The sequence below is a fragment of the Arthrobacter sp. P4_F11 genome (genome assembly GCF_056401395.1).
Genome location: NZ_JBFUJK010000006.1, coordinates 1 through 26,250, shown reverse-complemented (window position 1 = coordinate 26,250; position 26,250 = coordinate 1). Strand labels below are relative to the sequence as shown.

General features: G+C 68.6%; 21 protein-coding genes and 1 rRNA gene. 16 read left to right on the top strand and 6 right to left on the bottom strand.

The annotated features are described in order from the left end of the window. Window positions 1–37: 37 nt before the first annotated feature. From AC1DRO_RS08290 to AC1DRO_RS08280, 3 genes are all read right to left on the bottom strand, one after another. Window positions 38–3,970: a Pls/PosA family non-ribosomal peptide synthetase gene (locus tag AC1DRO_RS08290; protein ID WP_476950607.1), complete on the bottom strand. Its 3,933-nt coding sequence runs from the start codon at window positions 3,968–3,970 to the stop codon at window positions 38–40. 113 nt (window positions 3,971–4,083) lie between these two features. Next, window positions 4,084–5,049, bottom strand: coding sequence for a quinone oxidoreductase family protein (locus tag AC1DRO_RS08285; protein WP_476950495.1), 966 nt, complete (start codon window positions 5,047–5,049; stop codon window positions 4,084–4,086). Between the two features lie 163 nt (window positions 5,050–5,212). Next, the gene (locus AC1DRO_RS08280; protein WP_028277262.1) at window positions 5,213–6,316 is read right to left on the bottom strand and encodes a fatty acid desaturase family protein; all 1,104 of its coding nucleotides are present in this window, start codon (window positions 6,314–6,316) and stop codon (window positions 5,213–5,215) included. A gap of 188 nt (window positions 6,317–6,504) precedes the next feature. Between AC1DRO_RS08280 and argC the strand changes: the two genes are divergently transcribed. From argC to AC1DRO_RS08230, 10 genes are all read left to right on the top strand, one after another. Next, entirely contained in the window at window positions 6,505–7,548 is a 1,044-nt protein-coding gene (gene argC, locus AC1DRO_RS08275; protein ID WP_476950494.1) for an N-acetyl-gamma-glutamyl-phosphate reductase, read from the top strand. Next, window positions 7,545–8,711 carry a bifunctional glutamate N-acetyltransferase/amino-acid acetyltransferase ArgJ gene (gene argJ, locus AC1DRO_RS08270; protein WP_476950493.1) on the top strand — a complete coding sequence of 389 codons (1,167 nt, stop codon included), beginning with the start codon at window positions 7,545–7,547 and terminating at the stop codon, window positions 8,709–8,711. Before argC ends, argJ begins: the two co-directional genes overlap by 4 nt. 74 nt (window positions 8,712–8,785) lie before the next feature. After that, window positions 8,786–9,715 carry an acetylglutamate kinase gene (gene argB / locus AC1DRO_RS08265; protein ID WP_476950492.1) on the top strand — a complete coding sequence of 310 codons (930 nt, stop codon included), beginning with the start codon at window positions 8,786–8,788 and terminating at the stop codon, window positions 9,713–9,715. Continuing rightward, the gene (locus AC1DRO_RS08260; protein WP_476950491.1) at window positions 9,712–11,040 is read left to right on the top strand and encodes an acetylornithine transaminase; all 1,329 of its coding nucleotides are present in this window, start codon (window positions 9,712–9,714) and stop codon (window positions 11,038–11,040) included. The genes argB and AC1DRO_RS08260 overlap by 4 nt, the downstream gene beginning before the upstream one ends. Continuing rightward, entirely contained in the window at window positions 11,037–12,080 is a 1,044-nt protein-coding gene (argF, locus tag AC1DRO_RS08255; RefSeq protein WP_476950490.1) for an ornithine carbamoyltransferase, read from the top strand. The genes AC1DRO_RS08260 and argF overlap by 4 nt, the downstream gene beginning before the upstream one ends. Then, window positions 12,080–12,610 carry an arginine repressor gene (locus AC1DRO_RS08250; RefSeq protein ID WP_079551248.1) on the top strand — a complete coding sequence of 177 codons (531 nt, stop codon included), beginning with the start codon at window positions 12,080–12,082 and terminating at the stop codon, window positions 12,608–12,610. The genes argF and AC1DRO_RS08250 overlap by 1 nt, the downstream gene beginning before the upstream one ends. 111 nt (window positions 12,611–12,721) lie before the next feature. Beyond that, complete coding sequence (locus tag AC1DRO_RS08245) at window positions 12,722–13,927, top strand: argininosuccinate synthase (protein WP_028277269.1); 1,206 nt, start codon at window positions 12,722–12,724, stop codon at window positions 13,925–13,927. A 5-nt stretch (window positions 13,928–13,932) separates the two neighbouring features. After that, a complete protein-coding gene (gene argH / locus AC1DRO_RS08240; RefSeq protein WP_028277270.1) occupies window positions 13,933–15,369 on the top strand; it encodes an argininosuccinate lyase in 1,437 nt (478 codons plus the stop codon). A 193-nt stretch (window positions 15,370–15,562) separates the two neighbouring features. Then, window positions 15,563–16,099: a pyridoxine/pyridoxamine 5'-phosphate oxidase gene (locus AC1DRO_RS08235; protein WP_243181789.1), complete on the top strand. Its 537-nt coding sequence runs from the start codon at window positions 15,563–15,565 to the stop codon at window positions 16,097–16,099. A 57-nt stretch (window positions 16,100–16,156) separates the two neighbouring features. Next, a complete protein-coding gene (locus tag AC1DRO_RS08230; RefSeq protein WP_476950489.1) occupies window positions 16,157–16,894 on the top strand; it encodes a maleylpyruvate isomerase family mycothiol-dependent enzyme in 738 nt (245 codons plus the stop codon). A gap of 90 nt (window positions 16,895–16,984) precedes the next feature. Here AC1DRO_RS08230 and AC1DRO_RS08225 read toward each other — a convergent pair whose 3' ends face one another. Both AC1DRO_RS08225 and AC1DRO_RS08220 read right to left on the bottom strand, forming a co-directional pair. Beyond that, window positions 16,985–17,503: a methylated-DNA--[protein]-cysteine S-methyltransferase gene (locus AC1DRO_RS08225; RefSeq protein ID WP_476950488.1), complete on the bottom strand. Its 519-nt coding sequence runs from the start codon at window positions 17,501–17,503 to the stop codon at window positions 16,985–16,987. Continuing rightward, complete coding sequence (locus tag AC1DRO_RS08220; protein ID WP_476950487.1) at window positions 17,500–19,047, bottom strand: AlkA N-terminal domain-containing protein; 1,548 nt, start codon at window positions 19,045–19,047, stop codon at window positions 17,500–17,502. Before AC1DRO_RS08220 ends, AC1DRO_RS08225 begins: the two co-directional genes overlap by 4 nt. Before the next feature lie 90 nt (window positions 19,048–19,137). On the opposite strand from AC1DRO_RS08220, the gene AC1DRO_RS08215 reads away from it, so the two are divergent. After that, window positions 19,138–19,839 carry a DNA-3-methyladenine glycosylase gene (locus AC1DRO_RS08215; protein WP_476950486.1) on the top strand — a complete coding sequence of 234 codons (702 nt, stop codon included), beginning with the start codon at window positions 19,138–19,140 and terminating at the stop codon, window positions 19,837–19,839. Between the two features lie 73 nt (window positions 19,840–19,912). Beyond that, window positions 19,913–20,560, top strand: coding sequence for a hypothetical protein (locus AC1DRO_RS08210; RefSeq protein WP_476950485.1), 648 nt, complete (start codon window positions 19,913–19,915; stop codon window positions 20,558–20,560). 271 nt (window positions 20,561–20,831) lie between these two features. Here the strand turns inward: AC1DRO_RS08210 and AC1DRO_RS08205 are convergent, their stop codons facing one another. Next, window positions 20,832–21,182: a GNAT family N-acetyltransferase gene (locus AC1DRO_RS08205; RefSeq protein WP_476950484.1), complete on the bottom strand. Its 351-nt coding sequence runs from the start codon at window positions 21,180–21,182 to the stop codon at window positions 20,832–20,834. 180 nt (window positions 21,183–21,362) lie between these two features. Between AC1DRO_RS08205 and AC1DRO_RS08200 the strand changes: the two genes are divergently transcribed. The 4 genes from AC1DRO_RS08200 to AC1DRO_RS08185 form a co-directional block, all read left to right on the top strand. Then, entirely contained in the window at window positions 21,363–21,884 is a 522-nt protein-coding gene (locus AC1DRO_RS08200) for an adenine phosphoribosyltransferase (RefSeq protein WP_243181808.1), read from the top strand. A gap of 147 nt (window positions 21,885–22,031) precedes the next feature. Then, window positions 22,032–24,263 carry a HelD family protein gene (locus AC1DRO_RS08195; RefSeq protein WP_476950483.1) on the top strand — a complete coding sequence of 744 codons (2,232 nt, stop codon included), beginning with the start codon at window positions 22,032–22,034 and terminating at the stop codon, window positions 24,261–24,263. A 59-nt stretch (window positions 24,264–24,322) separates the two neighbouring features. Beyond that, a complete protein-coding gene (gene tyrS / locus AC1DRO_RS08190; RefSeq protein ID WP_028277280.1) occupies window positions 24,323–25,636 on the top strand; it encodes a tyrosine--tRNA ligase in 1,314 nt (437 codons plus the stop codon). A gap of 549 nt (window positions 25,637–26,185) precedes the next feature. Further along, a 16S ribosomal RNA gene (locus AC1DRO_RS08185) occupies window positions 26,186–26,250 on the top strand; the annotation flags it as partial.

Genomic DNA, 26,250 nt, shown 5'->3' with positions numbered 1-26,250 from the left:
CGGTTGTGGTGCTGGTGGACGTGCGCAGGCGCCGGGCCTAACGGGGCCCGGCGGGCGGTGCCGGCCCGTCCCAGGGGCTGACCGGATTGCCCATCCAGTACGTCCCGGCAGGGACGGTTTCGCCCCGCATGACGAGGGACGCCGGCCCCACCGTGCCGCCGCTGCCGATCCTGGCCTGCGGCAGGATGACGCCGTGCGGGCCCATGGTGGCTCCGTCATCGAGCGTAACAGTGTCGATGCTCATGACACGGTCATGGAACAGATGGGTCTGGACCACGCACCCGCGGTTGACGGTCGAATTCCTGCCGAGGGTGACGAGGTCCGCCTCCGGCAGCCAGTAGCTTTCGCACCAGGTCCCGGCACCGATTTTCGCGCCGAGTGCCCGCAGCCACCACACCAGCGCCGGTGTCCCCGTGGCGGCGCGCGCGAACCACGGGGCGCTGACCATCTCAATGAACGTGTCCACTACCTCGTTCCGCCAAATGAAGGAGCTCCACAGCGGGTGCTCGCCGGGGCGGATGCGGCCCACCAGCAGCCATTTGGCCACGACAGCACTGCCCGCGGCCGTGGCCCCGGCGAGCAGGATCACCACCCCGCTCAGGAGAGCGGCGACTCCGTAGTTGAACAGGGCCGCCATCGCGTCGAACGCGAGCATCACACCGACGGCGATGACGACCGTCAGCATGACCGGGACGAACCGGCACAGCTCCCACAGGGCGCGCGCGACCTTCAGCCTCCGGGGCGGCTGGTAGGTCCGCGTGTCGTCCGAGGCGATGGCGGTGCGCCGCAGCCGCACCGGCGGGCTGCCGAGCCACGAGGTGCCGGACTTCGCCTTGGCCGGCGTCGCGGACAACACCGCCACGAGGGAGTTCTTGGGCACGCTGCGCCCGGCCGCCGTCATGCCCGAGTTGCCCAGGAAAGACCGCTTGCCGATCTTGGCCGGGGCTATGTGCATCCAGCCGCCGTCGAGTTCGTAGGACGCCACCATCGTGTCGTCGGCCAGGAACGCGCCTTCGCCCACGGTGGTCATGCGCGGGATCAGCAGCACTGTCGAGGCCTCCACGTTGCGGCCGACCTTCGCACCGAGAAGCCGCAGCCAGACCGGCGTAAAGAGGCTGGCGTAGATCGGGAACAGCAGATCCCGGGCCAGATCCAGTACCCGCTCGGTTGCCCAGACCTGCCACCCGATCCGGCTCCGGACCCGGTAGTAGCCTTCGGCGAGGCCGACGCTGAGGAGCCTCGTCGTGGCCAGGATCAGCAGCAGGTTGGTCAGGAACCATGCCAGCGCCGCCAGCGGGATCGAGAGCGCTATGCCGGGCAGGGCCGCGGGCAGGGAGGAGCTGCCCTGGATGAACGCGAAGATCACCAAGCCCGCGACGGCGGCGGAGACGTAGGGGATGAGCGCCAGCATGGCGGAGGCGGCGGCGAAACCGGCGAACCACAACCGGCCCATCAGCCGGTGCTCGTCCGGGGAGTCCGGCCACGAGTGCCGGGCCTTGCCACGGCGCTCGGCCGGCGACCCGGCCACGAGCTGGCCCGCCTTGACCTTGCCGATCACAGCGGAACCCGGCTCCACCTGCGCCCCGGCACCCACCGTGGCTCCCGGCATCAGCGTGCTGCGGGCCCCCACGCTTGCGCCGGGGCCAATTCGGATGGCACCGATGTGGACACGGTCGCCGTCGATCCACCAGCCGGACAGATCGACTTCGGGCTCGATATTGGACCCTGTGCCGAGGGTCAGCAGCCCGGTGACGGGCGGCAGCGAGTGCAGCTGAACGTTCTCGCCGATCTTCGCCCCGAGCGCTTTCGCGTAGTAGGGCACCCAGGGCGCGCTGGCGAGGCTGATGGCGCCGGCGAGGTCCTGGATCTGTTCCGCGAGCCAGAGCCGGAGGTGCACCCGCCCGGACCGGGGATAGGTGCCAGGCACCACGTTGCGCAGCAGGATGCGGGCCGCGGCAACAGAGAGCAGCATCCGCCCGGCGGGACTGACGAAGACCAGCCAGGAAGCTCCCACCCACCACCATGAGATCGTTGGCGCGGCGCTGAATCCGGCGAAGGCGGCCAGCAGGTTGTTGGCTGCCATCAGGTAGGTCAGCCAGCGCATGCCGACCAGGATGTGCAAGGGAACGCCCAGGAGCGTCTGGAAGGCCTGCGACTTCCGCGCGGTGGGCCGGACGGTGCGCTCCTGGGCAGCGACGGCACCACCCTCCGGCAGCGACTGCCGGGCCTCGTCCACCAGGGCGCCCACCCTGGGTGTGGCGTAGATATCGGCCACCGTGATGGTGGGATAGCGGACGCGGAGGGCGGACACGAGCTGCGCCGCGGCCAGCGAGCCGCCGCCGTAGGCGAAGAAGTCGGCATCGAGGCTGGTGACCGGGCTTCCCAGCACGGCGCTCCACTGCTCCACGATCCACTGCGCGTCCTCCGGCAGGTTCAGCGGGGCACCTTCGGCCTCTGCCGCTCCGGTTCCACTGAGCGGCCAAGGCAGGGCGTGGCGGTCCACTTTGCCGCTGGTCTTGGTCGGCAGCGAATCGACGAGCGTCAGCAGCGGAATGAGGGGCGCGGGCAGGCGTTCGCCCAGCAGTTCGCGGGCGGCTGCGAGGTCGATGTCACGGCCCGCGACGGCGGCAAGGTAGCCGACCAGGATCTGGTTGCCGGCCGCGGTGGTCTGCACGGCGGCGGCGGCGCCGGCGATATCCGGCAGGGACTGCAGGGCGGCGTCGATTTCGCCGAGCTCGATCCGGCGGCCACCGAGCTTGACCTGCTCATCGGCGCGGCCCTGGAAAATGAGGCCTTCTGCTTCGTACCTGACGAGGTCGCCGGAGCGGTAGGCGCGCGGCCAGCCCAGGGACGGCATGGGGGCATATTTTTCCGCGTCCTTGCCCGGGTCAAGGTACCGGGCCAGCCCGACGCCGCCGATGATCAGTTCGCCCACCGCGCCTTCGGCGACGGGCAGCGAATCGGCGTCGACGACGGCGAGGTCCCAGCCGTCCAGCGGCAGGCCGATCCGGATAGGGCCGGCCGCGCCGAGCTGCGCGGCGCACGCGACCACGGTGGCCTCGGTGGGCCCGTAGGTGTTCCATACTTCGCGTCCTTCGACGGCGAGCCGTTCGGCAAGGTCGGGCGGGCACGCCTCCCCGCCGAAGATCAGCAGCCGGACACTTTCCAGCGACTCCACGGGCCAGAGAGCGGCCAGCGTGGGGACGGTGGAGACCACGGTGATGCCGTGGCTGATGAGCCAGGGGCCGAGGTCCATCCCGGTCCGCACCAGCGCCCGGGGTGCCGGAACCAGGCAGGCGCCGTGGCGCCACGCGAGCCACATTTCCTCGCAGGAGGCATCGAAGGCAACGGACAGGCCGGCCAGCACCCGGTCCTGCGGACCCACCGGATCGGCCTGCAGGAAGATGCGGGCCTCGGCGTCCACGAACGCGGCGGCTGAGCGGTGCTGGACCGCGACGCCCTTGGGGGTGCCGGTGGAGCCGGACGTGAAAATGACCCACGCGTCGTCGTCGGGGCCGGGCGGCCTCGCGTCGGGGAACGGGCGGGGGTGGTTGCTGTCCGTGACGATCTTCCCGCCGGCGCGGAGGATGCCGGCCACCCTCGCCTCCCCGAAGACCAGTTTGGCCCGCTCGTCGGGATCGTCGGCGTCTACGGGGACATACGCCGCACCGACCAGCAGCACCGCCAGGATCGAGACGTAGAGCTCGTTGGTGCCCGACGGGATCCGGACGCCGATCTTGTCGCCGGCACCCAGCCCGGCGAGGTGCAGTTTCCGGGCGGTGGCCCGGACCTCGTCCATGAGCTGGGCGTAACTGAGCGAACGGTGGCCGTCGTCGAGCGCCGAAGCGTCCGGGTACCGGGCGGCAGTATCCCGGACGATGTCTATCAGCGTGCGCTCCGGCGGGGCGGAGAGGGCGCCCGGCAGCTGGGGCTCGTGGACGGTGAGACGGGGAGCGGGAAGACTCTGCACCGCACCGGCGTCGGGGGCTTCACTGGGGGTCAGTCGTTGCTCGGTCACTGGCGCATTGTCCCTGCAGGAGATGAACGGATGGTGTTGCCGTACGGCTTGGGGGACCGTGCAGCTTAGGGGACGAGGATGACTTTGCCGGTGGTGCGGCGCTGTTCAAGGTCCTCGTGGGCACGGGCCGCCTCGCCGAGAGGATAGCGTGCGCCGATCCTGACCTTGAGGCTGCCGTCGGCAGCGGCGGCAAAGACTTCGTGGGAGCGCCAGCGGCGTTCCCGGGCGTCGCGCAGGTAGTGGCCCATGGTGGGCCGCGTGAGGTAAAGCGAGCCGCCGGCGTTGAGCCGCTGCGGGTCGAACGGCGGGACCGGGCCGGACGCTGCGCCGAAGAGGACCAGCATGCCCCGGATGCGCAGGGACGCCAGGGAGGCGTCGAAAGTGTCTTTTCCGACGCCGTCGTACACCACATCCGCGCCGGTGCCGTTGGTCAGATCCCGGACCCGGTCGGCGAAACCGTCGTAGCGCAGCACGTGGTCGGCGCCGGCTTCGCGGGCCAGCTGCTCTTTCGCGTCTGTCGAAACGGTGGTGATGACGTTGGCGCCCCTCGCCTTGAGCAACTGGATCATCAGGAGTCCCACACCGCCGGCGCCGGCGTGGAGCAGCACGGTGTGGCCGGACTCGACCTTGAAGGTGGAGTTGATCAGGTAGTGGGCCGTCACGCCCTGCAGCGGCAGCGCCGCGGCGGTGAAATCATCCAGGCCGTCGGGAACCGGGAGGGCCTTGTCCTCATCGATGAGTGCATAGCCGGCGTAGCAGTCAGCGCCCTCGGCCGTGGCCACCCGGTCACCGGGAGCAAACCCGGTGACGGCGTCGCCGACCTCCTCCACGGTGCCCGCGGCCTCGGAGCCGGGCGTGAAGGGGTAGCTGACCTTGTAGACGCCGCTGCGCTTGTAGGTGTCAATGAAGTTCACGCCCGCGGCCGCGACCTTGACCAGCAGCTGGCCGGGCCCGGGAACAGGTCGGGCTGTCTTGTCGAGTTCGAGGACCTCGGGGCCGCCGGCCTGGCGGGCGACGATTGCGTGCATCATGTGGCTCCTTTTCCGGGCGGGAATTCTGTCCCGGTCCCTGGGTCCATCCTAGGGACACCGGGGGTAACCATGAAGGGGCCTTCCGTAACCAGCCGTCACGTGATGTTTGGGCCGACGTGGCCCGGAGGGGGCGGGTCCTGCGCGGCCGACGGCGGTCCGTCCTTTAGTAGCGGCGGGTTACCGTTGCCATCGGGCATTCGAAGTGGCGGCCCGCGGCGAGTCCGACGTCGTTGAGGTAGCGGACAATGATGGCGTAGGACTGCATCAGCGTGGTTTCCGTGTACGGGACCTGGTGCTTGGCGCAGTACTCGCGGACGATCTTGGCGGCCTGGTGCAGCTGCGGGCGGGCCATGTCCGGGAAGAGGTGGTGTTCGGCCTGGCGGTTGAGGCCGCCGAGCAGGATGTCCATGAAGCGGCCGCCCGAGATGTTCCGGGACGTCAGGACTTGGCGGCTGAAGAAGTCCACCCGGCTGTCCGCCGGCAGCACCGGCATGCCCTTGTGGTTCGGCGCGAAGGACGCGCCCATATAGAAGCCGAACACGGCCAGTTGGACGCCGATGAAGGCGAACGCCATGCCCAGCGGCAGGAAGGTGAACGCGAGGACCGGCAGGAGGCTGAGCCGGACCGCGAGGATCGGGATTTCGACCCAGCGGTGCGTGACCTTGGCCCGGCGGACGATGAATTTCACGGAATCGATCTGCAGTCCCAGGCCCACCAGGAACAGGAGCGGGAAGAAGAACCAGCCCTGCTTGCGGGTCAGGAACGCGAGGCGTCCCTGGCGGTCGGCTACGGCTTCGGGGTGGAAGGCGATGGGGCCGGGCGCGATGTCCGGGTCCTTGGAGATGACGTTCGGGTGGTTGTGGTGCGCGCCGTGCTTCTGCTCCCACCAGGAGTAGCTGATCCCGGCCACGGAGGTGGCGAGCAGGCGTGCTGCCCAGTCGTTGGCACGGCGGGACGCGAAGATCTGCCGGTGCCCGGCCTCGTGGGCGAGGAAACTCAACTGCGTGCAGATGATGCCGAGGGCGGCGGCGATCAGGAGCTGGAACCAGCTGTCACCGATCAGCGCGAACCCGAACCAGGTGGCGGCCATCAGGAGCACCAGGCTGGCGAACACTGTGATGTAGAACCCGACGCGCCGTTCGAGGAGGCCGGCCGTCTTCACGCTCTTGAGGAGTTCCGAATAGCTCAGGACGACGGCGTTGGGCTGCCGGACCCGCGATGGCGGCCGCGCCGGCGTTTCGGCGGGAAGGGTGGAAGTGGCGGTCATAGGGCGCTTGCCTCGTCACGGTTACGGGCAACGCTGCAGCTGACATTCGCAGCTGCACGGTCTGGATCACCCTTTACCAAGCATACGCCCCCGGGTTTCCGCGGCAGGCCGTTCGGGAGCTTTGGACACACGCCCATCGATGCATAAATATCGGCATCTATGCATACTCTTGCTGTATAGTCGTGCTTATGACTATTTCTGTTGCCGTTTCCGGGGCTAGCGGCTATGCCGGCGGCGAGGTCCTGCGGCTCCTCGCCGGTCATCCCGACGTCACCATCGGCGCCATCACGGCCCACAGCAACGCCGGTTCCAGACTAGGGGAATTGCAGCCGCATCTCCATGGCCTCTCTGACCGGATTCTCGAAGACACCACCGTGGATAACCTGGCCGGGCACGACGTCGTGTTCCTGGCGCTTCCGCACGGGGCATCCGCGGAGATCGCGGCGCAGCTGCCCGCCGGGACCCTGGTCATCGACGCCGGCGCGGACCACCGACTCGAGGACCCGGAGGTCTGGGAGAAGTTCTACGGGTCGGCCCACGCCGGAACCTGGCCCTACGGACTCCCGGAACTGCCCGGCCAGCGCGATGCCCTCCGCGGCGCCACCCGGATCGCCGTCCCCGGCTGCTACCCGACCTCGGCCCTGCTGGCCCTCACTCCCGGCTTCAGCAACCAGCTGCTGGAGGGCGACGACGTCGTGATCGTCTCCGCCTCCGGCACCTCAGGGGCCGGCAAAGCTGCCAAGGTCAACCTGATCGGTGCCGAAGTCATGGGCTCCATGAGCCCCTACGGGGTCGGCGGGGGACACCGGCACACCCCCGAGATCGAACAGGGACTCTCCAAGGCGCTGGGGTCCCCGGTCACCGTCTCCTTCACGCCGACGCTGGCCCCGATGAGCCGCGGCATCCTCACTACGGCGACCGCCAGGGTCCGGCAGCAGCCAGGCCGCAGTGTCACTGCCGCAGACCTGCGTGCCGCCTGGGCCGAAGCCTACGACGACGAACCGTTCGTGCACCTGCTCCCCGAGGGGCAGTGGCCCTCCACGAAATCGGTCCAGGGATCGAACCACACGGTCATGCAGCTCGCCTTCGATGAGCACACCGGCCGCGTGATCGTGTGCTGCGCCATCGACAACCTCACCAAGGGGACCGCCGGCGGGGCCGTGCAGTCCATGAACCTAGCCCTCGGCCTGGCGGAAACCGCCGGCCTCAACCTCCAGGGAGTCGCACCGTGAGCATCACCGCACCGCAGGGATTCCGCGCCGCCGGCGTGACGGCCGGGCTTAAGGCTTCCGGCAAGCCGGATGTGGCCCTCGTGGTCAACGACGGCCCGTCCAGGGCCGCCGCGGCGGTCTTCACGTCCAACCGCGTGGCCGCGGCCCCCGTGCACTGGTCCCGCGAAGTGGTCAAGGACGGGCGCGTGGATGCCGTGATCCTCAATTCCGGCGGCGCCAACGCCTGCACCGGGCCCCAGGGGTTCCAGAACACGCACACCACCGCGGAGAAGACCGCCGAGGCCCTCGGCGTCTCCGCCACCGACGTCGTGGTCTGCTCCACCGGACTGATTGGCGAGCAGCTCCCCATGGAGAAAATCCTGGCCGGGATCGGTTCCGTCACCGCAGCCCTGGCCGCGGACGGCGGGCCCGCGGCGGCCACCGCGATCATGACCACGGATTCGGTGTCCAAGCAGGCCGTCTTCACCGGCACGGCCGCGGACGGCACGCAGTTCACCATCGGCGGCATGGCCAAGGGCGCCGGCATGCTGGCCCCGGGCCTGGCCACCATGCTGGTGGTCCTCACCACGGACGCCGACGTCCCGCCGGACGTTCTCGACGCCGAACTCCGCAACGCCACGCGGCTCACCTTCGACCGGGCGGACTCGGACGGCTGCATGTCCACCAACGACACCGTGGTGCTGCTCGCCTCCGGCGCCTCCGGTGCCGCGCCGTCCGCCGCCGACTTCGGCGCCGGCCTGACCCAGGTCTGCGCCGAGCTGGCCCGGAAACTGATCGGCGACGCCGAGGGCGCCAGCCACGACATCGCGATCCGGACGTTCAACGCCGCGAGCGAGCGGGACGCAGAAGTCGTCAGCCGCGCCGTCGCCCGCTCCAACCTGTTCAAGACCGCGATTTTCGGCAAGGACCCCAACTGGGGCCGCGTGCTGTCCGCCGTCGGCACCACCGACGCGGCCTTCGAACCGGACCAGCTGAACGTGTCCATGAACGGTGTGCAGATCTGCCGCAACGGCAGCATCGGCGATGACCGGAACCTCGTGGACCTCGAACCGCGCGAGGTCCTGGTCGAAATCGACCTGCAGGCCGGTACAGCCGAGGCCACGATCCTCACCAACGACCTCACCCACGACTACGTCCACGAAAACAGCGCCTACTCCAGCTAATCCCCCCGGGGGGGAAGGCACAGTTGGGATGAACAGTAGGGATGAACAGTAGGGACGAACAGAGGACGAACAGCATGAACACCCAGACCCGCGAGACCACCTCCCAGTCCGACGCCCGGGACAAAGCCGCCACGCTGATCGAGGCGCTGCCCTGGATCCAGCGCTTTGCCGGCAGCACGATGGTGATCAAGTACGGCGGCAATGCCATGGTCAATGACGAGCTCCGCCGCGCCTTCGCCGAGGACGTCGTGTTCCTGCACCACGTCGGCATCCACCCCGTGGTGGTGCATGGCGGCGGCCCGCAGATCAACGCCATGCTCAGCCGGCTCGGGATCGAATCCGAATTCAAGGGCGGGCTGCGCGTCACCACGCCCGAGGCCATGGACGTGGTCCGGATGGTCCTCACCGGCCAGGTGGGACGCGAACTCGTGGGCCTGATCAACTCCCACGGCCCGTACGCCGTCGGCATGTCCGGCGAAGACGGCGGCCTGCTCCGCGCCGTCCGCGCCGGCACCGTGGTGGACGGCGAAGAGGTGGACCTGGGCCTGGTGGGCGAGGTGGTCGGGGTGAACCCGGAAGGGATTGTGGACATCCTCGCGGCCGGCCGGATTCCCGTGATCTCCACCGTTGCCCCCGAGATCCACGACGACGGATCCACCACCGGTCAGGTACTTAATGTGAACGCGGACACGGCGGCGGCCGCGGTCGCGTCGGCCCTGGGTGCCTCCAAGCTGGTCATCCTGACCGATGTCGAGGGCCTCTACGCCAACTGGCCGGACAGGTCATCGCTCATTTCGTCGCTGACAGCGTCGGAGCTGCGCGAGATGCTGCCGCGCCTCGAGTCCGGCATGATCCCGAAGATGGCGGCATGCCTGAAGGCCATTGACGACGGCGTCGAGCGCGCCCACATCGTGGACGGCCGCCTGCCGCACTCGATGCTCCTGGAAACCTTTACGACCGCCGGCATCGGCACCCAGGTCGTCCCCGATGAGGAAAGCAAATGAACCAGATCGAAACCGCACCTTCCACGGATCTCGAACACTCTCCGGTAGCGGATCTAGTTCACTCGCGCGCCAGTGGCGCGCAGTGGCTGTCCCGCTACTCGTCCTCCCTGCTGGGCGTCTTCGGCACCCCGCAGCGGGTCCTGGTCCGCGGCGCCGGCTGCCTCGTGTGGGACGCCGACGGCAAGGAATACCTGGACCTGCTCGGCGGCATCGCGGTGAACGCCCTCGGCCACGCCCACCCGTTCGTGACCTCCGTGATCTCCAGCCAGCTGGCCACCCTGGGCCACGTCTCGAACTTCTTCACGAGCCCCACCCAGATCGCCCTGGCCGAGAAGTTGCTGGAACTGTCCAAGGCCCCGGCCGGCTCCAAGGTGTTCTTCGCCAACTCCGGCACCGAGGCCGTCGAGGCGGCCTTCAAACTGGCGCGCCGTAACAGTGGCGCCAGCCAGTCCGCGGCCGCGGAGAATACTGTCGCGGAAAAAGCAGCGAAGCCGCGCACCAAGATCATCGCGCTCGAAGGCGCCTTCCACGGGCGCACCATGGGCGCCCTCGCGCTGACCTCCAAGGAGGCCTACCGGGCGCCGTTCGCGCCGCTGCCCGGCGGCGTCGTGCATGTCCCGTTTGGTGACATCGAGGCCCTCCGCGCCGCCATTGATGAGACCACCGCTGCCGTCTTCCTCGAACCGATCCAGGGTGAGGCCGGCGTCCGGCCGCTGCCTGCCGGCTACCTCAAGGCGGCCCGCGAGGCCACGAGCGCGGCCGGCGCCCTGCTGATCCTCGACGAGGTCCAGACCGGCATCGGCCGCACCGGCAAGTGGCTGGCCAGCGAGGACGCCGGGATCATGCCCGACGCCGTTACCCTCGCCAAGGGCCTGGGCGGCGGCTTCCCGGTCGGCGCGCTCGTCACGTTCGGCCCGGAAACGTCTGCTCTGCTGACCGCCGGCCAGCACGGGACGACATTCGGCGGCAACCCGGTGGCCACCGCCGCCGCCCTCGCCACCCTGCACGTCCTGGAAAACCAGGACATCCTGGCCCACGTCCGGAACCTGGGGGAGCATCTGCGCGCCGGCCTCGCCGGAATCGCCGGCGTGACCGAGGTCCGCGGCGAGGGGCTGCTGATCGGCTTCGACCTCGACGCCGACGTCGCCCCGGGCGTCGTGGCCGCCGGTCTCGACGCCGGGTTCATCGTCAACAGCCCGGGCCCGCGCACCATCCGGCTGGCGCCCCCGCTGATCCTGACCACCGAGCAGGCAGACCTTTTCCTGGCCGCCCTGCCGGCACTGCTCGAGACCGCCAAGACCAACGCTGCAAAGGACGCCAAGTGACCGCCGCCGTGACCGCCTCAGTGCCCGCCCGCCACTTCCTCAAGGACACGGACCTCAGCCCGGCCGAACAGGCCGAGGTCCTCGAGCTCGCCGTCCGGATGAAGGCCGCGCCCTACAGCGTGCAGCCCTTCGCCGCGGACGGCAACGGCCGCCGGACGGTGGCCGTCATCTTCGACAAGACCTCCACCCGGACCAGGGTCTCCTTCGCCACCGGCATCGCGGACATGGGCGGCAACGCGCTCATCATCAACCCCGGCGAGGCGCAGATCGGGCACAAAGAATCGGTCGAGGACACCGCCAAGGTGCTCGAACGCATGGTCGCCACCATTGTGTGGCGCACCGGCGCACACGCCGGGCTCGTCGCCATGGCCGAGAACTCCCGCGTTCCGGTCATCAACGCCCTGTGCGATGACTACCACCCATGCCAGCTCCTGGCCGATCTGCTGACCGTCAAGGAGCACAAGGGCTCGCTCCAGGGCCTGACCATGGCCTACCTGGGCGACTCGGCCAACAACATGGCCAACTCCTACCTGCTGGCCGGCGTGACGGCGGGAATGAACGTCCGCATCGCCGGACCGGAAGGCTACCTGCCGTCGCCGGAGATCATCGCCGCCGCCGAGGACCGCGCCGCGGAGACCGGCGGCTCGGTGCTGGTGACGGTTGACGCCGCCGAAGCGCTCCTGGGCGCCGACGTCGTCGCGACCGACACGTGGGTGTCCATGGGCCAGGAGGCGGAGAAGGAAGCGCGGATGAAGCTGTTCCGCGCCTATTCCGTGGATGCCGACGCGATGAAGCTCGCGGCGCCGGACGCCGTCGTGCTGCACTGCCTCCCGGCCTACCGGGGCTACGAGATCGCCGCGGACGTCATTGACGGCCCGCAGTCGGTGGTCTGGGACGAGGCCGAAAACCGGCTGCACGCGCAGAAGGCACTCATGGCCTGGCTCATGCACCGCTCCGGTCTGGCAGTGGTTGACGGTCTGGCGCCAGTCGGTGGGCAGGCGCCACTCGATGGTCCGGCACCGGTGGGCGGACCGGCCTGATGTCCGTCCAGCCAGCCTCTCCTGGGGCCAGCCCGGCCACCAAGACAGCCCGGCAGGCGCGGATCACGGCGATTCTCACGGGCGAATCTGTCCGTTCCCAGGCCGAGCTCGCGGCGCTGCTCGCGGACGACGGCGTCCAGGTCACCCAGGCCACGCTGTCACGCGACCTCGTGGAACTCGGCGCCGTCCGGGTCCGCGGCAAGGACGGCGTGCTGGTCTACGCCGTCCCGGGGGAGGGCGGCGAACGGGCGGCCAAGAGCGGCGTCACACAGGAAATCCTCGACGCCCGGCTGACCCGGTTGTGCGGGGAACTGCTCGTCACCGCCGAGGCCTCCGCCAACCTCGTGGTGCTTCGGACCCCGCCGGGCGCAGCGAACTTCCTGGCCCTCGCCATCGACCACTCCGTGATGCCCTCGATCCTGGGCACCATCGCTGGGGACGACACCGTCCTGCTTGTCACCCGGGACCCCCTGGGCGGCGCGGACATCGCCGCACGCTTCCTGCAGTTCGCCGAGGAAGCCGGCCAATAGGCCACTCCATGAGCCCTCACAGGACCGGGCACCCGGGGTGTGTGACAGGCTTGCAACAGACAGATTTTTCCCAGACTTAAAGCATCACCAAACAACATAAGGAGCATTTCCGTGACTGAGCGTATTGTTCTGGCCTACTCCGGTGGCCTGGATACTTCCGTAGCCATCGGCTGGATCGGTGAAGCCACCGGCGCCGAGGTCATCGCCGTGGCGGTCGACGTCGGACAGGGCGGCGAATCGCTGGAGACCATCCGCCAGCGCGCGCTGGGCTGCGGCGCCGTCGAGGCCTACGTCGCCGATGCCAGCGACGAGTTCGCCAACGAGTACTGCGTGCCCACGCTGAAGGCCAACGCCCTCTACCAGGGCCACTACCCGTTGGTCTCGGCCATCTCCCGCCCGGTGATCGTCAAGCACCTGGTCAAGGCCGCCCGCGAATTCGGCGCCACCACCGTCGCCCACGGCTGCACCGGCAAAGGCAACGACCAGGTCCGCTTCGAAGTCGGCATCCAGACCCTCGGCCCGGACCTGAAGTGCATCGCCCCGGTCCGTGACCTCGCCCTGACCCGCGACAAGGCCATCGCCTTCGCCGAGGAAAAGGGACTGCCGATCGAGACCACCAAGAAGAACCCGTACTCGATCGACCAGAACGTCTGGGGCCGCGCCGTCGAAACCGGCTACCTCGAGGACATCTGGAACGCCCCCACCAAGGACATCTACGACTACACCGCCACCCCGGAATTCCCGCCGGCACCGGATGAGGTCACCATCTCCTTCGAGGCCGGCGTCCCGGTCGCGATCGACGGCGTCAAGGTCACCCCGCTGCAGGCCATCAAGGAACTCAACCGCCGCGCCGGCGCCCAGGGCGTGGGCCGGATCGACGTCGTCGAGGACCGCCTCGTGGGCATCAAGTCCCGCGAGATCTACGAGGCACCGGGCGCCATGGCGCTCATCACCGCGCACAAGCACCTCGAAGACATCACGATCGAGCGCGAGCAGGCCCGCTTCAAGGCGACCGTCGGCCAGCGCTGGGCCGAGCTGGTCTACGACGGCCAGTGGTTCTCGCCGCTCAAGCGCTCCCTCGACGCCTTCATCGAGGACACCCAGAAGTACGTCTCCGGTGACATCCGCATGGTGCTGCACGGCGGCCAGGCAATCGTCAACGGACGCCGCTCCGAGACCTCGCTCTACGACTTCGACCTTGCCACGTACGACACCGGCGACACGTTCGACCAGTCGATGGCGCGCGGCTTCATCGAGCTGTGGGGCATGTCCGCCAAGGTTGCCTCCGGCCGCGACATCCGCGTCGCAGGAGAGTAGCCCCTGTGGCTGAGTCGGAAACCACTAAGTCTGAGGCGACAAATACGGGAGCGCTGTGGGGCGGCCGGTTCGCCGGCGGCCCCGCGGACGCCCTCGCCGCGCTGAGCAAGTCCACGCACTTCGACTGGCGGCTGGCCCGCTACGACATCGCCGGGTCCAAGGCGCACGCCCGCGTGCTGCACAAGGCCGGGCTGCTGGACGACGCCGAACTCGACGGCATGCTGGCCGCCCTGACGCAGCTGGATGAGGACGTCGCCTCCGGCGCCTACCTGCCGGCCGAGTCCGACGAGGACGTGCACGGTTCGCTCGAGCGCGGCCTGATCGAACGCGCCGGTACCCAGCTCGGCGGCAAGCTCCGCGCCGGCCGGTCCCGCAACGACCAGGTGGCCACCCTGGGACGGATGTTCCTGCGCGACCACGCCCGGATCATCGCCCGCGGCGTGCTCGCCACGATTGACGCTCTCGTGGACCAGGCCAAGGCGCACCAGGGCGTGGCCATGCCCGGCCGCACCCACCTGCAGCACGCCCAGCCGGTCCTGCTCAGCCACCACCTGCTGGCCCACGCATGGGCGCTGCTGCGCGACGTGCAGCGGCTGGCCGACTGGGACAAGCGCGCCGGGGTTTCGCCCTACGGCTCCGGTGCCCTGGCGGGCTCCTCGCTCGGCCTGGACCCCGAGGCCGTCGCCGCGGACCTCGGCTTCTTCTCGGCGACGCACAACTCGATCGACGGCACCGCCTCCCGCGACGTCTTCGCCGAGTTCGCCTGGATCACGGCCATGATCGGCGTGGACCTGTCCCGGGTCTCGGAGGAAGTGATCCTGTGGGCCACGAAGGAGTTCTCCTTCGTCACCCTGCACGATTCCTACTCCACCGGCTCCTCGATCATGCCGCAGAAGAAGAACCCGGACGTGGCCGAACTCGCTCGCGGCAAGGCCGGCCGGCTGATCGGCAACCTGACCGGGCTGCTGGCCACCCTGAAGGGCCTGCCGCTCGCGTACAACCGCGATCTGCAGGAGGACAAGGAACCGGTCTTCGACGCCGCCGACACCCTGGAGGTCCTGCTCCCGGCAGTTTCCGGGATGATCGCGACGCTGAAGTTCAACACCGAACGGATGGAAGCGCTGGCTCCCCAGGGTTTCGCGCTGGCGACGGACATCGCCGAATGGCTGGTCCGCCAGGGTGTGCCGTTCCGCGAGGCGCACGAGCTCTCCGGCGCCGCGGTCAAGCAGGCCGAAAGCCGCGGCGTCGAGCTCTGGGACCTCACGGACGAGGAATACGCCGCCATCTCGGGGCACCTGACGCCGGAGGTCCGTACGGTCCTGTCCACCGAGGGTTCGCTCAACAGTCGGAACTCGCAGGGCGGCACCGCACCGGCCGCCGTCGAACGCCAGCTGCTGGCCCTCGAGGGCGAGCTCGCCGGCGTGCGCGAGTACGCGGGCTAGCTAGCAGACGCGAGAGGGGCCACGCGGGCAGGGTTCCCTGGCCGAGCTTGCGAGGCTAGGGGGCCGGTGGGGAGTTCCGGCAGCGTCTCGGCCGACGCTCCTGCATTGCCTGCAGGAGCGTCGGCGGATTTCCTGCCAAAAGTGAGGGAGCGTTTGGCGTTTGCCGCCGAAAACTCCCCGCTAGCATTGCGACATGAGCGAATCGTTCCGCCAACTGCTGCGTGCCCTGCCCGACTTCCCGGAAGTGCTCCCGGACTTCGACCCGGCGGCGGCGCCCGCTGACCCCGCGGAGCTGTTCCGGCTGTGGCTGGACGAGGCCCTGGCGGCCGGGGTGCCGCAGCCCAATGCGTGCAGCCTGGCCACCGCCGATGAGCACGGCCGGCCGTCGTCGCGGATGCTGATCCTGAAGGACATCGACGCCGACGGCTGGCACTTCGCCACGTCCCGGAAATCCCGCAAGGGCAAGGAGCTCACGGCCAACCCGCACGCGGCGCTGAACTTCTTCTGGCAACACCAGGGCCGCCAGGTGCGGGTGGCCGGGGACGTCGTGGAGCTGTCCGCGGAAGCCTCGGCCGCCGACTGGCGGGCCCGGCCCGGCGCCGACGACGGCGAAAATGCAGACAATGAAAACACAGACTGGCAGCTCTACGCCATCCGGCCCCGCGAAATCGAATTCTGGCAGGCCCGGCACGACCGCCGGCACATCCGGCACCGCTACGCGCCCCGCTGACCGGGCAACGCTCAGTTAATCCGACTTAATTGGGTGGCTCGGTTTAGGATGGGCGCCATGACCTCAATCACACCAGAGAACCTTCGGGCAGAACTGCACCGCGCCGCCGGAGTCGTGGCCGGAATCGCCGCGAAACTGACGGAACAGGACATCAAAGCGCCGTCGGAACTGCCCGGCTGGAGCCGCGGGCACGTGCTGGCCCACATCTGCGGGATTGCCAACGCGATGGGCCGGCAGCTCGAATTTGCCACCCGCGGCGAGGGCGTCGAACTCTATGACGGCGGCTTCGAGGGGCGAAACCGCGCCATCGAGATGGCGGCCGGCCACAGCCTCGGGCAGCACCGGGCCGACCTCGACGCAGCGTTGGACCGGGCCCTGCGCGCCTTCGACTCCCTCGACGCGGCCGGCTGGCGTGAGCCCATCACCTACCGGGGAGGAATCGTGTTCGACGGCGGCCTGGCACTGTGGCGCGAACTCGTCATCCATGCCGCCGACCTCGGCACCGGCCACGGACCGGAAACCTGGAGTCGCCCGTTCTGCGGGCACCTTTTCGATTTCCTCTCCGCGCGGGTACCCGAGGGCCAGCGCTTCGTGCTGCAGCCGCTCGGCCTGCCCGCGGTGGCCATCGGGAGCGGCGGAACATCGACCGTGATCAACGGCATGCTCACGGACATCGCCGCGTGGCTCGCCGGCCGCACCCCCACCCTCGGCAGCCTGCGCGCCACCGCCGCGGCCGACGGCGTCGACCTTCCGAAGCTGCTGCCCTGGCCTGCCGGCGTTCCGGTCAACAACTGAGTACGCCCGGGTCCGGCAGGCCGTCCCTCGCACACGGTGCACCCGTCAACAACTGAGCCCGCCCGGGCCGGGCGGGCTACGGAATAAGGCTCAGGGCCGTGCCGTCGCGAGGGCTGCTTCGCGTTCCCGGTCCAACAGGCTGCCCTTGACGGCCAGCCCCCAGCGGAAGCCGCCCAGCGTCCCGTCGGTGCGGATGACGCGGTGGCAGGGAACAAACAGGGCCGCCGCATTGAAGGCGCAGGCACTGGCCGCCGCCCGGACGGCCTTGGCGTTGCCGGACAGCTCCGCGTACTCCGTGTAGGTCACCGGGCGCCCCGGCGCGACCGTGCGCAGCACGTCCCAGGCATGGCTGCGGAACGGACCGGACTTCTGCAGCACCGGCACCCCCATGGCAGGCTCCGGATCGCCGGCATAGAACGCCTCCACGGCCTCGGAGATCTCGCCCAGCCCGGTGACGGTCTCGAATCCGGCCGGAAGCAGGGCAGCGTGGATCTGGCCGGTCAGCTCGCCGGGAACGGCGGTCCAGCCCGACGACAGGACAGCCCCGTCCCGGGCAATGATGGTGAACGGACCGTCCGGGGTGGACATGGTCAACAGCTGGGCTTTCATGGTTTCGCTTCCTTCGGAGTCTGCTTCGGAGTCTGCTTGGGGTTCTGCGTTGGAGCCTGCCTCGGCGGCAGGGACGGCTTGCGCGCCGCGGCCTGGGCAGCCGCTGCTGCGCGCCACAGGTGCATGGTGGCGTAAGAGCGCCAGGGGCCGACCTCACGGAAATCCGGGGCGAGGGTGGCGCCGTCGGGTGTCTCGGCGAGTGAACGGATGCCATTGCGGACCGCGGCGTCGTTGGCCAGGAACACATCCGGCGCGCCGATGACCCGCATCGCGACGTATCCCACGGTCCACGGCCCGACGCCGGCCAGGGGCAGGAGTTTGGCCTCCAGCCCCTGCACGTCATCGCCGTAGCCGAAATCGAGGTCGCCCGAGGCCATCGCCGCCGCGGCGCCCCGGACAGCATCGATCCGCCGCTGCGGGCCGCGGAGCAGTTCGAAGCCGGTCCCGGCGATCTGTGCGGCCGTCGGGAACAGCCGGTGGAGGCCGTCATCGGGCACCAGACTCGTGCTCCCGGCCGCGGAAAGCTGGACCAGGGCGGTCCGCGCGGCGGCCACGGTGATCTGTTGGCCGATCATCGCCCGGATCAGCAGTTCCTGCGGATCAACGGCGCCGGGCATCCGGATGCCCGGCGTGAGCGCCACCGCGGCGGCCAGCCGGGAGTCGGCCTCGAGGGCGGCATCGATGGCGACCGGATCGGCGTCCAGGTCCAGCAGCCGGCGGACCCTGCTCAACAGGGCGGCCAGATCCCGGAGGTCGACGGCGCCGATGGTCAGCACGAGCGGACGCCCGGCCGTGCCGGCGTCGTAATCCACCCGGAAGCGGGCATCGCCGTGCATCAGCCGCAGGGTCCGGGCGTAGGAAGTGGAGGTACCTTCCTCGATCCCGGGGATGGCGCGGACGGCCAGGAAATCAAAGACGCCCGGGTCGAACGGTTCGCGGTACGGAAGGTTGAGCGTGAGCGCTGTGGTGGCCGCGGGGGAGCGGTGATGCCTGGCTGTGGCCCGGAGCGCGGAAGGCGTCATCGCAAAGACCTCGCCGATGGTCTCGTTGAACTGGCGCACGCTGCTGAATCCGGCGGCGAAGGCGATGTCCGAGACTTTCATGGCGGTGGAGACCAGCAGGGTGCGGGCGGTCTGGGCGCGGCTGGCCCGCGCCAGGGACAGCGGGCCGGCGCCGAGTTCGTGGCTGAGGATCCGGTTGAGCTGGCGCGAGGAGTATCCGAGCCGGGCCGCGAGCCCCTCGACGCCGTCGCGGTTGATCACGCCGTCATTGATGAGCCGCATGGCCCGGCCGGCGATATCGGAGCGCACGTTCCAGGCCGGCGTACCCGGCACGGCCTCGGGCAGGCAGCGTTTGCACGCACGGTAGCCGGCGTCGTGCGCCGCGGCGGACGTTTCATAGAACGTGACATTGTCCGCCTTGGGCGTCCGCGCGGGGCACGATGGCCGGCAATAGATGCCGGTGGTCCGGACAGCTGTGTAGAACTGCCCGTCGAATCGGGTGTCCCGGGCATCGATTGCCCGGTAGCGCTGCCAGAAGTCCATCACCCCATCCTGCCAGCTTCGCGGAGCAGCTGCTAGCGGAATTCGGACACGGCCGTCCTCACCTTTGGCGGTGTTTGTTAAAGTCTGAGCATGACTTCCAGCCCGCTTCCTGCCGAGTCCGGCATGGAGTCCGGCGCGGCCGTGTCCGTCCGCGCGCTGCTCTCGGCCGATGCCCGGCACGTGGCGCCGCTGATCCTCGGCGCGGTGCTGACGCACGACGGGCCCGGCGGATCCGTCTCGGTTCGGATTACCGAAGTGGAGGCATACCTGGGCCCGCATGATTCGCACCACCCTGACCCCGGGTCCCACACCTTCCGCGGCCAAACGGCCCGCAACGCCCCGATGTTCGGCCCGGCCGGCCACCTCTACGTGTATTTCACGTACGGGATGCACCATTGCGCCAATATCGTGTGCGGGCCCGAGGGCGTGGCGTCGGCGCTCCTGCTGCGGGCCGGCGAAGTGGTCGCGGGGCATGAACTGGCGAGGGCCAGACGGCCGACGTCGAAATCGGATGTCGACCTCGCGAGCGGGCCTGCCCGGCTGGCGACCGCGCTGGGACTGACGACGGCGGACAGCGGGCGGGATGCCCTCGCGCCGCCGTTCCGGCTGGAACCGGCCGCGCAGCCTCCGGAGGCGGTCGCCGCGGGCATCAGCTCCGGTCCGCGCGTCGGCGTCTCCGGCGACGGCGGCAGCCACGAGTACCCCTGGCGGTTCTGGCTCAGCGGCGACCCGACCGTCTCCCGCTACAAGGCGGCAAAGCCGGCAAAGGCGCCAAGCGCCCGCGGCGCGTGAGGCAGCGGGCACTGTGTGCGCCCCGTTCCCGCGCGCTGATGCCGGCACGTGCGGTGGGGGATGATGGAGCATTATGGGCGAGGGGAAGCGCGGAAAACCGGGCAGCGAGCTGGAGCGGCTCCAGATCTTCGCGGAGCTGGCCACCGAGTACTTCCGCATGGTGGAACTGTTCACCCCCGACGGCGTGCAGGTCGCGGCGGACTCCGTCGAGGCAGAGCGCCGGCACTGGATTGAGCTCTTCCGCGCGGCCCTGCTGCGCAAATTCATCGTTCCCGAAGAACACGTTTCGCTCAAACTCGTGGTGCGGGCGCTGCGCCTGTGCAACTACTCGGCGGACTCCCGGCTAGCCCAGGGCGCAGCAGAAGCGGCCGGGATGTTCACCAACGTGATGATCCGGGACCGCGAGGCGCTGATGGCCGAAATCGCTCTGGCCGACCATGACTTGTTCGAGGACGTCCTCTATGGACGGCTCCTTCACGGTGACGCCGACAGGTTCCGCCGGTCCGGATGGGCCGGGGACTACGCCCGGCTGAGCCGCGTGGCGGCCGGGCGGTTCGACGCCGAGCGCGCGCTACGAAAAGCGCTGGACATCGTCAACTACGGGCTTGCCAACGGACTCCTGCGCCCGCCGGAACCGGACTCCGTGCCTCCAGATGCCGTGCCCCCAGATGCCGGGCCTCCCGTTCATCCGGACGCCTTGCCGCCACCGGCAGGGGATTAGGGGTTCCAAGTTGCTGCGGGCTGCCCAGTGAATAGTCGGCGCCGACGGCGAAGGGGGCGAGCCGGCGCCGCAGGTCCTCGCGCACGTGCGGCCACTCCTGCGAGAGGATCGAGAAGACGGCGGTGTCCGCTCGTCCCCCGCCTGGCGCCGCGCGGTGGCCGCGGAGGACCCCCTCGAATTGTGCGCCGAGCCGTTCGATCGCCGTCGCACTCCTGGTGTTGCGGGCGTCGCAGCGGAAAGCCACCCGGTCCACTTCCAGTACCTCATAGGCCTAGGCGAGGAGCATGTGCTTGCTCGCCGGATTGACGTGGCTGCCCCAGAACTGCCGCCCGTAGAATGTTCCGCCGATTTCCAGGCGTTGCTGGTCCCGAACGTAGTCGCGGAGGGACGTCGTGCCCAGCAGGGCGCCGGTGCGCCCGTCCGTGACTGCGAACGGGATAGTGGCGGGATCCTCCAGCCGTGACCGGAACAGCGCCGCCAGCTCACTGGCAGTCCCAGGCATCGGTGCCGCCATGCCTGCCCACATGCCGGCGTCCACAAAATCGAAGAGACCCGCCGCATGGTGCGGGGCCAGCGGAACCAGCCGAACCCCATGGCCGGAGAGGACGATTTCGTGTCGCATTCGAGCATTCAATCACCGGCGGGATGGACAGGAGCGGCGAATCCGGCACCGACAGCGTGAACATTGGATGGCCGGTGGGTTGCCGCGGGCCGCCGGCACGGAAGGCCCGGGAAGCTTCCGGCTACCAGCCAGTAAGGTGGATGGGTGAATCAAAGCGACCCGAACCAGACGACGACTGCAATGCCGGTGGATGAACTGATCAAGAGCCTGTGCGCCACCATCCCGGACTATCCCAAACCCGGCGTCAGCTTCAAGGACCTGACCCCAGTCTTCGCCGACGGTGCCGCCTTCGGGGCCGTCGTCGATGCCCTGGTGGGACCTTTCCAGGGCCAGTTCGACGCCGTCGCCGGAGTGGAGGCCCGCGGCTTCCTGCTCGCGGCGGCCGCCGCCTACGCCACCGGGACCGGGGTCATCACGGTCCGCAAGGCCGGCAAGCTTCCGCGCGAGGTGTTCTCCGAGGACTACGCTCTGGAGTACGGCACCGCCACCCTTGAGCTGCACACCACGGACCTGGCGCCGGGGAGCCGGGTGCTGATCCTCGACGACGTGCTCGCCACGGGCGGCACGCTCGGCGCCGCGGCGCGGCTCTTCGAGCGGTGCGGGATCCACGTGGCAGGCATCGGTGTGGTCATGGAACTCGACGATCTTGGCGGCCGCACAGCCCTGACCGGCCACAACGTCCGGTCCCTGCTGCGGATTTAGCGGGCCTGCCGGGCTGGACCATCCGGGCCGTGTCGGTAGAATTCCCTGACGAAGACTGCCTTGGCATCGTTCGGCGACAAGCAACAGCCGTGCCGACGAAATGGCTGTAGAATGGTGGGTCTGTCTTTTTCGATAGGGGAACGTTCGATGCACGACGCTGATTTGGTCCATGAACGCGACTATGTGGCCGGACTTTACGCCCGACTCGATGAGTTGCGGGCGGAGAAGCGCACCCAGCTGGCCCAGGTGCGCCGGGCCGGTGCCGTGGGCACCATGCAGAACGTTTCCGAACGTGATGCCTTCGCCGCCCTCTACGAGGACCGCCTCGCCCAGCTCGACGCCGTCGATGACCGGCTCGTGTTCGGCCGCCTGGACCTGGATTCCGGGGAGGCCCAGTACATCGGCCGCATCGGCCTGACCACCGAGGACCTGCAACGGCTCATGGTGGACTGGCGTGCGCCCGAGGCGGGTCATTTCTACCAGGCCACGGCATTCGACCGGCAGGGCGTCCGCCGCCGCCGCCACCTGATCCTGCAGGGCCGCGAGGTCAAGGCAATCGAGGATGACGTGCTCGACGCCGACATGCTCGCCGACAACGATTCGCTCCAGGGCGAGGGTGCCCTGCTGGCTGCCCTGAACTCCAAGCGGACGGGCCGGATGTCAGACATCGTCGGCACCATCCAGTCCGAGCAGGACCGGATCATCCGTTCCTCCATCTCCGGCGCCCTCGTCGTCCAGGGTGGCCCGGGCACGGGCAAGACCGCTGTCGCCCTGCACCGCGCCGCGTACCTGCTCTACACGCACCGGGACCGGCTCAAGAGCGCCGGCGTCCTGCTGGTGGGGCCGACGTCGTCCTTCATGAAGTACATCGAACGCGTGCTGCCCTCGCTCGGCGAGACCGGCGTCGTCATGGCGAGCCTGGGCCGGCTGATGCCCGGCATCACCGCCGTTGCCGAGCCGGACTCCGCCGTCGCCGCCATCAAGGGCCGGCTCGACATGGCCGAGGTGGTCGCCAACGCCGTGGCCAACCGGCAGCGCATTCCGGCCGGAAACCGGACCCTTGAGGTGGACGGCCGCAAACTGGTCCTCACGCCCAGGCAGGTCCGCCGCGCCAAGGAGAGGGCGCGCGCCACGGGCAAACCGCACAACGAGGCCCGCGTCTCCTTCGTCAAGATCCTGCTCCGAGAATTGACCGAGCAGATGACGGAGCTGGTGGAGGCAGGCAACATCGGCAACAACGCCGACCGCTCCTACCTGGCGGAGGATGTCCGCTCGGCCCGGGATGTCCGGATCGCCCTGAACCTGTGCTGGATGCCGATGACCCCGGAGAAACTCGTGGGGGAGCTGCTCAGCAAGCCGGCCATCCTCGAGGCATGCACCCCGAACTTCAGCCCGGAAGAACGCGCACTGCTGCTCCGTCCGGCCGATTCGCCCTGGACCGAGTCCGACGTTCCGTTGCTGGACGAGGCTGCCGAATTGCTCGGCGAGCTTGATGCCGCCGCCGGGCGCGGCCTGGCGCAGCAGGAACAGGACCGGGCCCGCGACCTGGCCAACGCCAAGCAGACCCTGGTCAACATGGAAACCGCCGGTGTGGACGTCCTTGTCACGGCAGAAGACCTGGTGGACCAGAACCAGGAGCGTGAGACGCGGCTGACCGCTGCAGAGCGTGCCACCACGGACCGTTCCTGGGCCTTCGGGCACATTGTGGTGGATGAAGCGCAGGAGCTGTCACCCATGCAGTGGCGGCTGCTGGTCCGACGCTGCCCGCTGAAGTCCTTTACGATCGTGGGCGACATCGCGCAGACCAGTTCTGTTGCCGGCGCCAACTCCTGGCACAGCGCACTGGGCCCGATGTTCGGCGACCGCTGGCAGCTCGAGGAGCTGACCGTCAACTACCGCACCCCGTCCCAGATCGCCGAGGCCGCCGCCCGCATGGCGACCGCGGCCGGACTGGTGGTTTCGGCGCCCAAGGCCGTGCGGGAAGGGCGCTGGTCCCCGGTCATCGACAAAGTCGGCCAGGGCCAGATCGTCAACAAGCTCGTCGAGGTGCTTCCGGAGGAACTGGACGCCATCGAGGGCGGCCTGCTGGCGGTCATCGCCGACGGCGGCCTTCTCCCCGAGGCCAGCGCGGCACTGCGGGCCGTGTACGGCCACCGGGTCGGGACGGGCGCGGGGAGTTACGCGCAGGACATCGTGGTGATCAGTCCCCGCGAGGCGAAGGGCCTGGAATTCGACGGCGTCGTGGTCCTGGAACCGACGGACATGCTCAATCACGAGCACGGCCGGGTGGGTGACCTGTACGTGGCCATGACCCGGCCCACCCAGCGCCTGCGGCTCATCGCCGCCGCCGCCGGAGTCCCGGCAGGCATCGAGGAGTAGGCCGGGCCGGCAGGCGTCACCTGCGCTGCCGCCCGGTTGATCCTGCTAACTTAGATTCCGTGTCCCAGCTAAATATTCTCGATGCCCAGCAGAACGATCCCAGCTTTGCCAATATCTGGCAGGAGCTGAAATGGCGCGGCCTTGTCCACGTCTCCACGGATGAGGCGGAGCTCGAAAAGCTCCTCGCCGGCGATCCCGTGACGTATTACTGCGGCTTCGATCCGACCGCGCCGAGCCTGCACCTGGGCAACCTGGTCCAGCTGCTGCTCATGCGCCGGATCCAGCTGGCCGGCCACAAGCCGCTCGGACTCGTGGGCGGCTCCACGGGCTTGATCGGTGATCCGCGTCCGACGGCGGAACGCACCCTGAACACCAAGGACACCGTGTCCGAGTGGGTAGGCTACCTTCAGGCCCAGGTCCGTAGGTTCCTGAGCTTCGAGGGCGACAACGCAGCCCGGATGGTCAACAACCTGGACTGGACGGCGCCCCTGAGCGCCATCGACTTCCTGCGCGAGATCGGCAAGCACTACCGTGTCGGCACCATGCTCCGGAAGGACGCCGTCGCCTCCCGCCTCAGTTCCGACGAAGGCATCAGCTACACGGAGTTCAGCTACCAGATCCTGCAGGGCATGGACTACCTGCAGTTGTTCCGCGACTACGGTTGCATGCTGCAGACCGGCGGCTCGGATCAGTGGGGCAACCTCACCAGTGGCACCGAGCTCATCCGCAAGGTTGAGGGCAAACACGTCCACGCCCTGGGAACGCCGCTCATCACCAACTCTGACGGCACCAAGTTCGGCAAGAGCGAGGGCAACGCGATCTGGCTGGATCCAACCATGTGCAGCCCGTACGCGTTCTACCAGTTCTGGCTCAACACGGCGGACGCCGACGTCGCGGACCGACTCAAAGTGTTCACCTTCCTGAGCCGCGCCGAGATTGAGGAACTGGAGCTCGCGATCGCCGAACGGCCCTTCGCCCGCGAGGGCCAGCGAAAGCTGGCCTACGAGGTGACTTCGCTCGTCCATGGCGTGGACGCCACCGAGAAGGTCATTGCGGCTTCCGCCGCGGTGTTCGGCAACGGCGACCTCTCCGTACTGGACGAAGCGACACTGAAGGCGGCGACCTCCGAGCTGCCCTCCGCCACGGTTGACGCCGGCGCCCTGGGCATCATCGAGCTGCTGGTCGCCTCCGGTCTGTCTGAGAGCAAGTCCGCCGCACGCCGCACCGTGGGGGAGGGCGGCGCCTACGTCAACAATGCGAAGGTGTCTGACCCCGACGCCGTTATTGCGGCCAGCGAGTTGCTGCACGGGCGCTACCTGCTACTGCGCCGGGGCAAGAAGAACCTGGCAACGGTGGAAGTCGCCGCGTCCTGACCAGCACGGGATCCTGACCGGTACCGGATCCTGACCGGTACCGGATCCTGACCGGTACCGAAAACGCACCTGCACGCTCCTTCCCGGCCGATTTGCACGGCCGGGGAGGAGCGTGTATTGTTTTCTGAGTTGCCGCCGTTGAGTGGTGACAAACCCCCACAAATGAGAAGCAATTCTTCATGCGCCAGGCGCACATAATGAAAATTGCTTCAATTATGCTGGGCGGATTCGCTCCACAAAGCGAAATTCCGATGAAAATCGCGAATTTGCAAAGTGGAAATGAATGAAATAAGCTGTAAACATCGCAGCGAAGAAAAGCGAAATAAAAGATTCATGGAAATGAATTGTTTCGGCAAGTATTCGAATGTGTCTGTTGTTTGAGAACTCAATAGTGTGCCAAGTTTGTTGATACCAATTTATTGTATTGAATTGGTTGAATTTGCCGGGCCCGCCACCCCGTGGTGTGGTCTGGTGTTTTTAGCTGGTTTCAAATTTTGTGCAGCGTGTGCATCCCGTTTTCCCGGGGGCGCGTGTTGTGTCTGTTTTACTTCAACGGAGAGTTTGATCCTGGCTCAGGATGAACGCTGGCGGCGTGCTTAACACATGCAAGTCGA